The following is a 7,745-nucleotide window of genomic DNA, read 5'->3' on the forward strand; positions in this document are numbered from 1 at the left end:
TCCGGATCGCCCGCTCCCCCTCTCCACCGGGGCCTGCCGCGCCGACGCGTCGCGCGCGCGTTCGTTTCACCGTCGGCCCCTCGGGCCTTTCGCATCGCGAGGGACCCTCCGCGAAGTAACCGAGTGGAGGTCCCGCGATGCGGGAGCGGGAGCGAAGGCGAAGGGGGTGACGGCGGGCGCGGTCGAGCCGCTCGTTCGGCGAGCCGCGCCGTCGTCACGCGCCTCCGGTCCCCGAGCCCGCTCCCGCGACGGGGGCTACACGCTCGTGGCGATCATGATCTTCATCACGCTCCTCTCGATCGCGATCCTGGCCGTGTCGCCCTCCGTCACGATGATGATGCGGCGCGACCGCGAGCAGGAGCTCCTCTTCCGCGGCAAGCAGTACGCGCAGGCGATCCTGAACTTCCAGAAGCGGCAGGGACGGTATCCGCTGAACCTGAAGGAGCTCATGAAGACGAAGCCACGGTCGGCGCGCAAGCTCTACCGGGAGCCGATCTGCAACTGCGACGACTGGGGGCTGATCCGCGTGGGGCAGCCGTGGCCTCCTCCGAAGCCCGGGACCAACCCCGCGGGCGATTCGATGACGCCGGGTTCGACACCGACGACCGGGCAGCCGGCGCCCGGCCCTCCCGGCCAGACCCGCCCCGGGTCTCCCTTCCCGACGACCTACACGACACCGCCTCCCGGAGGGAGCTCGACGGGAGATTCCGCAGCCGGAAGCGACTCCGGAAATTCCGAATCGGGGGGAGATTCCGCGGGCGGTCTCGACTTCGGCGGGAAAAAGGAAGGAAGCAACGCACCGATCCTCGGCGTCTATTCGAAAATCCACCGGAAGGGACTCCAGACGTTCCACGGGATGGAGTACTACGACCAGTGGGGGTTCATCGCCGGCGCCAACAACGATCCGGACATCCTCGGGATGCAGCCGTCCAGTCCCTTCCCCGGGATTCCCACCCAAAAACCGCACACGAGCATTCCGTCTCCCGGACCGAAAACGGGCTCGACTGGACCCAACTTCTAATAAACAGGGCGCTTACCGAAAGAGGAATGTTCCTTGCTTCCGCCCGTTTACCATAGGGCAGGGAGATCCCGAGAGGTATGACCGAGAAGTTCGTGCTGTCCAATCGTGCGACCGTCCTCATCGACGAGATGCGGGACGTGCGGTCCCTCGCCGTGGGCTTCTTCTGCAAGACCGGCTCGGCCGACGAGCCGGAGGACAAACGCGGCCTTTCGCACTTCCTGGAGCACCTTCTCTTCAAGCGGACGAAGCGCCGGTCGGCGCTCGCGATCGCCCGCGCGATCGACGGGCTCGGCGGCGACGCCGACGCGTTCACCACGAAGGAGTACACCGCCTTCTACGCGCACACTCTCGACTCCAAGTTCGACGACGCGTTGGACCTGCTGGGAGACGTCGTGCTCTCGCCGGCCTTCGGCACCGAGGACATCGAGCGGGAGCGCGGCGTGATCCTCGAGGAGATCGGGGAGTGCAACGACACGCCCGACGACCTCGCCCACGAGCTCTTCGTCCGCTCGTTCTGGCGGAACCATCCGCTCGGCGAGCCGATCCTCGGGACGGTCGAATCGGTGAACCGGATCACGAAATCCGACATCTACTCGTTCTACCGGGAGCGCTACGGCGCGCAGAACCTCATCGTCTCGATCGCCGGGCACGTCCGGGCGTCGGAGGTCCTCGGCGCCGTCGAGAAGCTCTTCGCGCGGCGATCGGCCGGCGAGATCTTCCCCCCCTCGGGGCGCCGGCCGCGCCCCTTCCAGCACTTCTCGATCGAGCGACGGCCGGGCCTCGAGCAGGCCCACGTCTGCCTCGGGATGTCGGGCCCGGCGCAGTCGTCGCCGCGCCGCTTCGCCGCCCATCTCCTCGACATCGCGCTCGGCGGCGGCATGTCGTCGCGCCTTTTCCAGGAGGTGCGCGAGAAGCGCGGACTCGTGTACTCGATCAACTCGTCGTTGAACGCCTATCGCCTCGGCGGATACGAGACGATCCAGGCTTCCTGCGTGCCGAAGAACCTGACGCGGGTGATCGACACGACGCTCTCGGTCCTCCGGAAGCTGAAGTCGGACGGCGCCCGGCCTCGCGAGATCCTCCGCGCCAAGGAGCTGCTCAAGGGGAACCTCATGCTGTCGCTCGAGTCCACGGTGTCGAGAATGTCGGCGCAGGCGCGCCAGGAGTTCTACTTCGGGAGGGCCGAGCGTCCCGAGGAATGGCTCTCCCGGATCGAAGCGGTCACGCTCGACCAGGTCGAGGAAGTGACGCGCGAGACCTTCTCCGGCGATTCGCTGTCGCTGTCGATCGTCGGCGACGTGGGGGAGTTGCGGTATTCGGGTAGGGATTTAGCGGCCGCCGTCGCTTAGTGCCCCTCCGCGGAAATAGCGTGCCATTTGCGCCTGCGGCTTGCGGACGAGGGCCAGACGCGTCGCGGGAGCAGATGCCGTTCGCATCGGGCCCGCGACGCAACGCCGCCATCGTTCGCAATGTGCTGGCGCCCTTCGGGTTCGGGCGGCGCGGGGCAATCTGCGGCGCCGCCGCGACTCGACGATGGCAACGCATCGCCATCATCGCGGCGACTGGCAGCTTACCCCGCGGCGCTCCGAACAAATGTCACGGTATTTCCGCGGAGGGGCACTTAGGCGGCGCGTCCATACGCACGGTTATACGGGACGCGGAGCGCCGGCCGGCGGCGCTCGACGACGCCACGGTACGCCACGGCCGCCGGCCGCGCCGAACCCGTCTTCCCGCACGTCTGGCCGCGCCTCGGACGTGCACCAACCGATCACACCCGTTTCGTCAGACGTTCTTGATCACCGCAAGTGTTGACCCGCCGATGCGCGGCCAGACGCGAGCCTGACGGGATGCGGGTCGCCCGCGGCGTCCCGAGGCCTGCCCGGGCGTAGGCCGCAGGGCGACGCGGGCGGCACGCGCCGTGTGCCGTCGCACTGGCGTGCTCGGCGATCGACGCATCCGCCGCCAACGCGGCGTCTGCTGGATACCGGCTCGATGTATGGTCCGCGCGCACTCTAAGTACAATCGACCAATGCCGATCACCGTTTCCGTCCGCGTCCTCCCCCACGGCGAAGGCCTTCCGCTTCCGCTCTACGCGACCGAAGGCGCGGCGGGGTGCGACCTCCACGCCGCGGTGGGAGATCCGGTGACTCTCGAGCCCGGGGCCCGCGAGGCGATCCCGACCGGGCTCGCGCTCGCGATCCCCCGCGGCTACGAAGGGCAGGTGCGGGCGCGCTCGGGGATCGCTCTCCGGCACGGCATCGCGTGCGTCAACGCGCCGGGAACGATCGATTCCGATTACCGGGGAGAGGTCAAGGTCATCCTCGGGAATCTCGGAACGGAGCCGTTCAAGATCCGGCGCGGCGACCGGATCGCCCAGCTCGTCATCGCTCCGGTCCTCCGCGCGGCCTTCGAAGCCGTCTTCGAGCTGCCCGAGTCGGCGCGCGGAGAGGGCGGGTTCGGCTCGACCGGCCCCTGAACCATCGTTCCCGGCCTTCGGCGCATATCGATTCCTGCGAGAGTCGACCGCCGGGCTGAACGTTCTAATCGAGGGAAAGAATCCCCTCGAGCTCCCCCTCTGGGTCCCCGGCGGCGCGAGCCTCAGAACAACTGCGGCGCGCAGCGCCGCCTCCTCCAGTCTCCCCAGCGAGCGTCTGACCGAAGTTCGACGTCCTTGCCGCGAGCGGCTGCGGACGGCGCGGTGCGAGTCCCGCCGGGAGCCGCCCGCCGCGCACCGCTCTCGTCGCACGAACCGGAAATGCGCCGGGCGGTCCCGGCGGGTCGTACCGCGTCAGGACCCGCATGCATCGCTCGCTTCCTCAGCCCTGCGAACTTCGCCGGCGGCGCGAGCTCCCTGCTACAATCCCTCGATGCCGCCCGCGTCGGCCCGCGCATGAAAATCTCGGTCCTCGGTTCCGGCTCCGGCGGCAACGCGGCGCTCGTCTCCTCGGGCGCGACGACGGTCCTCGTCGACGCCGGCTTCGGCCCGCGCGCGCTCGCGAACCGATGCGCGCTCGCGGGCGTCGATCCCGCGGCGATCTCCGCCCTGTTCGTCACGCACGAGCACAGCGACCACCGGATCGGCGCCGTCGAGTTCGCCGAGCGTTTCGGGATCCCGATCTTCTGCTCGCGCGGGACCGCCGAGGCGCTCGGCCTCGACGGATCGCTCTTCGCGCACTACGTGGCGATCACGGCGGACCGCGACGGCCGCGTCGGCGACCTCGGCTTCCGCGCCTTCGCCACGCCGCACGACGCCAACGAGTCCCTCGCCTTCCGCTTCGAGGACGCGCAATCCTCGTGCGCGATCGCGACCGACCTCGGCCACTGCGACGACGCGCTCGTCGACTTCCTCCGAGGCGTGCGCGCGCTCCTCTTCGAGTTCAACCACGACGAGGACCTGCTCCGCGACGGGTCGTACCACTGGAGCCTGAAGAAGCGGATCGCCGGCGGCCTCGGACACCTCTCGAACCGCCAGTCGGCCGAGGCGCTGAGTCGGGCGGCGGGGACACAGCTGCGCGAGGTGGTCGCGCTCCATCTCTCTCGCCAGAACAACGATCCCGCGCTCGTCATGGCGCTCCTCTCCGAGACCCTCGACCGCGCGGAGTGCGCGGCGCGCTTCGGATGCGCGGACCAGCTCCGCGGATATGCCACAATCGAGATATGAGAGTCGAAGTCCGCGTCTACCCGAAGGAATCCGTCCTCGATCCGCAGGGAAAGGCGATCGCGGGAGCGCTGCAGCGGCTGGGTCACCCCGTCGTCGACGTCCGCGCCGGGAAGATCTTCTTCGTCGACATCGATTCCCCCGACCGGCAGACCGCGGAATCGGAAGCGAAGAAGATGGCCGAAGAGCTCCTCGCCAACACGGTGATCGAGGGGTTCGACGTCGTCGTCCGGTAGCCCCCGCTCTCCTCCCAGCCAAGCCTTTTGTTTTCAGGGCCGTGCCGCTGGCTCTGATCTTGCTTTTCTCCTCATTGGAAAGTCGCGATGGAGAAGAGATACGGAATGCCCGCAATGCTCGCGCTGGTCGCCGCGCTGGGCGCGGGGCGCTTTGTGTCCGCGCAAGCGATCGAGGAGTTCCCGCTACCCACGGCTGGCGCGACGCCGCGCTCGATCGTCTCGGGTCCGGACGGGAACCTCTGGTTCACGGAGTCGGACGCCGGAAAAATCGGGCGCATCACGCCGGGCGGCTCGATCGTCGAATACCCACTGCCGGCGTCCGGGTCCGCGCCGTGGCGGATCGCCGCCGGGCCTGACGGCGCCCTCTGGTTCACGGAGCTCTTCGGGAACCGGATCGGGCGCATCACGGTCTCCGGACAGATCTCCGAGTTCGAGATCCCGACGGCGAAGAGCCTTCCGTTCGGCATCACGGCGGGGGCGGACGGGGCCGTGTGGTTCACGGAACGGGAGGCGGACCGGATCGGCCGCATCTCGACCGGCGGAGAGGTCCGCGAGTTCGCTCTCTCGGCACACACCGGCCCGAACGGAATCGTCGCGGGAAGCGACGGCGCGCTCTGGTTCGCCGAGCAGTACGCGGGTCGCGCCGGACGCATCACGACGGCCGGCGCCTGGACGGAAACCTCCGTTCTTCCGGCCGCGGGCTATCCGGGAGGGATCGCGTCCGCCCCCGACGGAAGTTTCTGGCTGACGACGAATCCGGGCTCGGGGGGAGCCGCGGTTCGGATCTCCTCGTCGGGCACGGCCGTCCACCCAATCACCGATTACACGCCGGGCGACCCCGCCGTCGACGCCGCCGGCAACGTCTGGTATGCGACCTCCGACGGGACGATCGGGCGGCTCGACAGCCGGAGCCGGATCGCGACATTCGCTCTCCCCACCTCGGGCGCCTACCCGATGGGCGTCGCGGTCGGACCGGACGGGAAGATCTGGTTCACCGAGTCCGCGGCCGACAAGATCGGCCGCCTCGATCCTTCGGCGGCTTCGACGTGCGACGCTCCCGCCGCTCCGGCGCTGTCGGTCGACGGCAGCGCGTCGACGACGGTGGCCGCAGGAGAGTCGTTCACGCTCTCCTGGACCGCGACGTTGGGCGCGTCGGCCGGGGAATACTCGGTGCTGCGCTCCGACAGCGGCGGTCTCGGATGGAGCGGAGTCAAGACGACCTCCGCGACCGCGCTCACGCTCGCAGCCGAACCGGAAGAAGCCGGCGCGACACTCCTCTTCGAAGTCCGGGCGACGAGGGACTGCGGCACTTCCCAGGCGTCGAGCGGAACGAGCAACGCCGTGTCGGTCTCCGTCTCCGGCGCTCCGCCGCCGCCTCCGCCGCCGCCGCCCGCCGGCTGCGACACGTCGACCGCCGGACGGCCGTGCGTGACGCCGATGGCGGCGCCATCCGTGGAAAAGGTCGATCCCCGATCCTGACATTCGCATCCGGAGGAGCCGTCGTCGGCTCTGATAAAATCGTGGCCTCGATGAAATTCGCAATCGTCGTCTTTCCGGGCAGCAACTGCGAGCACGACTGCCACCACATCGTCCGCGACCTCCTCGGGTGCGAGGCCGAGTACGTCTGGCATCACGAGACGGACCTGAAGGCGCCCGACGCGGTGATCCTTCCGGGCGGCTTCGCCTACGGCGACTACCTCCGCTCGGGGGCGATGGCGCGCTTCTCGCCCGTGATGGGACCGGTCGCGGAGTTCGCCGCCCGGGGCGGCCCCGTCGTCGGGATCTGCAACGGCTTCCAGGTCCTCTGCGAGGCGCGGCTCCTTCCCGGAGCGCTCCGCGTCAACAAGACGCTCCGGTACCTCTGCCAGGACGTGCATCTGGCGTGCGAGAACAATCGCACGCCCTGGACGGCGGCTTACCGTCCGGGCGAGATCGTCCGGATGCCGATCGGGCACGGGGAAGGGAACTACACCGCTCCTCCCGAGGAGCTCGCCCGGCTCGAGCGCGAGAACCGGATCGTCTTCCGCTACGTCGAGCCCGACGGCCGGCGGAGCGAGGCGTCCAATCCGAACGGCTCCGACGAGGCGATCGCCGGCATCTGCAACGAAGGCGGCAACGTCGTCGGGCTCATGCCGCACCCCGACCGCTGCTCGGAAGCGATCGTCGGCAACGCCGCTGGCCTCGCGATGTTCCGCTCGTGCGTCGAGTGGGTCGCCGGCTCCCGGCCCGCTCTCGCCGTGGCGCGCTGAAGACCCTCCCGCTCACCTGCTAGACTCCTCGCTTTCGCCACTCCCGAAAGGAGCGTTCAAAATGCACGGTTCTCCGCGATTGGGCCGGTTCGCCGCCGGTGTGCTCGCTCTGGGTCTTTCCGCCTCCGTTTTTGGCGGGTTCGCGGCAACCGAGTGTTTCCTGCCGGCGGTGGGGAGGGTCCCCGGGAAGGACGGCGCGCAGTTCTACACGACCGTCTGGGCGACGAACCTGACGGCCGCCCCCCTTCACTTCACCTTCGATTTCCTGAAGGCGGGACAGGCCAATCCCAACCCCGCGAAGTTCACCGACACGCTCGCCCCGGGAGAGACGAAGGTCTACGAGAACGTCGTCCAGTCGAAGCTCGGCCTGACCAACGCCCTCGGCGCGGCGCGGATCGTCTCGGACGGCGAGATCCTCGTTGCCGAGCGGATCTACGACCAGGCGCCGGGCGCGGCGCTGGGCGACACGGAGGGGCTGTTCTTCGCCGGCGTGCCGAAGAATTTCTCGATCTCGGCGGGTCAGTCCGCGTCGATCCAGGGGATCAACCAGGGAGGGTCGGAGGACTTCCGGTACAACTTCG

Annotated in this window: 8 protein-coding genes; all 8 read left to right on the forward strand. The window is 69.0% G+C overall.

All coding sequences use genetic code 11. The annotated features are described in order from the left end of the window. Positions 1 to 166 precede the first annotated feature (166 nt). Positions 167 to 1,021, forward strand: coding sequence for a type II secretion system protein (locus tag VKH46_08275; protein HKB70823.1), 855 nt, complete (start codon positions 167 to 169; stop codon positions 1,019 to 1,021). 77 nt (positions 1,022 to 1,098) lie between these two features. Then, positions 1,099 to 2,370, forward strand: a complete 1,272-nt coding sequence (locus tag VKH46_08280; protein HKB70824.1) for a pitrilysin family protein — start codon at positions 1,099 to 1,101, stop codon at positions 2,368 to 2,370. A 680-nt stretch (positions 2,371 to 3,050) separates the two neighbouring features. Beyond that, complete coding sequence (gene dut, locus VKH46_08285) at positions 3,051 to 3,497, forward strand: dUTP diphosphatase (protein HKB70825.1); 447 nt, start codon at positions 3,051 to 3,053, stop codon at positions 3,495 to 3,497. A gap of 414 nt (positions 3,498 to 3,911) precedes the next feature. Then, on the forward strand, positions 3,912 to 4,682 hold the full coding sequence (locus VKH46_08290; protein ID HKB70826.1) for an MBL fold metallo-hydrolase: 771 nt from the start codon (positions 3,912 to 3,914) through the stop codon (positions 4,680 to 4,682). Next, complete coding sequence (gene purS / locus VKH46_08295; protein HKB70827.1) at positions 4,679 to 4,915, forward strand: phosphoribosylformylglycinamidine synthase subunit PurS; 237 nt, start codon at positions 4,679 to 4,681, stop codon at positions 4,913 to 4,915. The genes VKH46_08290 and purS overlap by 4 nt, the downstream gene beginning before the upstream one ends. Positions 4,916 to 5,002: 87 nt before the next feature. Beyond that, the gene (locus tag VKH46_08300) at positions 5,003 to 6,394 is read left to right on the forward strand and encodes a hypothetical protein (protein ID HKB70828.1); all 1,392 of its coding nucleotides are present in this window, start codon (positions 5,003 to 5,005) and stop codon (positions 6,392 to 6,394) included. 50 nt (positions 6,395 to 6,444) lie between these two features. Continuing rightward, complete coding sequence (gene purQ, locus VKH46_08305) at positions 6,445 to 7,164, forward strand: phosphoribosylformylglycinamidine synthase subunit PurQ (protein HKB70829.1); 720 nt, start codon at positions 6,445 to 6,447, stop codon at positions 7,162 to 7,164. A 61-nt stretch (positions 7,165 to 7,225) separates the two neighbouring features. Continuing rightward, positions 7,226 to 7,745, forward strand: a 520-nt coding sequence (locus VKH46_08310) for a hypothetical protein (protein HKB70830.1), incomplete at its 3' end; no start/stop codon positions are given.

Source organism: Thermoanaerobaculia bacterium (assembly GCA_035260525.1).
Classification (GTDB): domain Bacteria; phylum Acidobacteriota; class Thermoanaerobaculia; order UBA5066; family DATFVB01; genus DATFVB01.